1 protein-coding gene is annotated in these 1,404 nt (G+C 42.5%); it reads right to left on the reverse strand.

Translation table 11 applies throughout. The annotated features are described in order from the left end of the window. Positions 1-615: 615 nt before the first annotated feature. A partial coding sequence (locus tag CVN76_RS04940; RefSeq protein ID WP_232732109.1) for a methylmalonyl-CoA mutase family protein occupies positions 616-1,404 on the reverse strand: 789 nt, incomplete at its 5' end.

Consider the following 1,404-nt stretch of genomic DNA (forward strand, 5'->3'; position numbering starts at 1 on the left):
GACTAGGTCTTTGAATGGAATCGGTTCATTTCTTTCCACTAACAAATCATATGCCATCTCTATTAAGGACATTTCCAATAATTGCTCTTTTGAGTATTGTTTTAAACTCAAATTCCGCACTTCCCTTCTCTATTCAAACACTGGCTTCCGTGTTTTTTCACATAAAAAAATAATCTAAAACAGTATTTCGATAAAATAACGACAATTCCTGCTAGACATATACTCCATTATAAACAATCCAAATGGGTTTATGCTAGTTCTATCTGATACTTTCACAGATTTACCTTAATGCCCCTGCTGCGGGGAGTGCTTGGTCATTTACTTTCTTTCTGCGATTTTTGACGATAAGCTGCCGTAAAAAAAGGCAAACGATATGATGAAAAAAAAGATGGTACCCAATCGATACTCATACAGTTCAAATAAAAGAATGATGGCAAAAAGGAACCAATTATTAATTCGAGCATTTTCAGGTTCATTCAGCTCCAATGGGCTGATTCATCATTTTTGCCCCTTTTCCAAATTATTATAAGGGGAAATTTACATTTTTCCAAAAAAAGGGGGCATCGTTATTGAGAAAAAGGGACCCCTTCAATACGGAGTCCCATCTGCCCATCCTTACATATTTCTGCGATATTGCCCGCCTACATCATATAGCGCACGGGTTATCTGGCCAAGGCTAGCCACTTTCACACAATTCATGAGCTCGGCAAAAATATTGTCACCATTCATGGCCGCAGCCTTCAGCCTGGTTAGCGCTTCATCAGTGAACTGCTTATTTCTTTCCTGAAATGCTCGCAAGTTTTTGATTTGCCCTTCCTTTTCTTCCTTTGTTGCACGGGCAATTTCCATGCTGTTGACGGCATCCTCGGAAGGAGGATTTGGATTCAGGTACGTATTGACCCCGATGATCGGCAATTCCCCGGTATGCTTTTTCATTTCATAATGCATGGATTCATCCTGGATTTTGCCCCGCTGGTACTGCGTCTCCATAGCGCCAAGAACGCCGCCTCGATCATTGATGCGATCGAACTCCTGAAGGACTGCCTCCTCAACCATATCCGTCAATTCCTCGACAATGAAGGAACCGGAAATCGGATTTTCATTCTTTGAAAGCCCATGCTCCTTCGTAATGATCATTTGAATGGCCATGGCACGGCGTACAGATTCTTCGGTAGGCGTCGTGATGGCTTCATCATAAGCATTCGTATGCAGGGAGTTACAGTTGTCCTGTAAGGCCATCAAAGCCTGAAGTGTCGTTCTGATATCATTGAAATCTATTTCTTGCGCATGAAGGGAGCGGCCTGATGTTTGTATATGGTATTTCAGCTTCTGGCTCCTGTCATTCGCACCATATTTATCCTTCATGACCGTCGCCCAAATCCTTCTTGCCACCCTTCCGATGAC

This window comes from Bacillus sp. mrc49 (genome assembly GCF_002803435.1).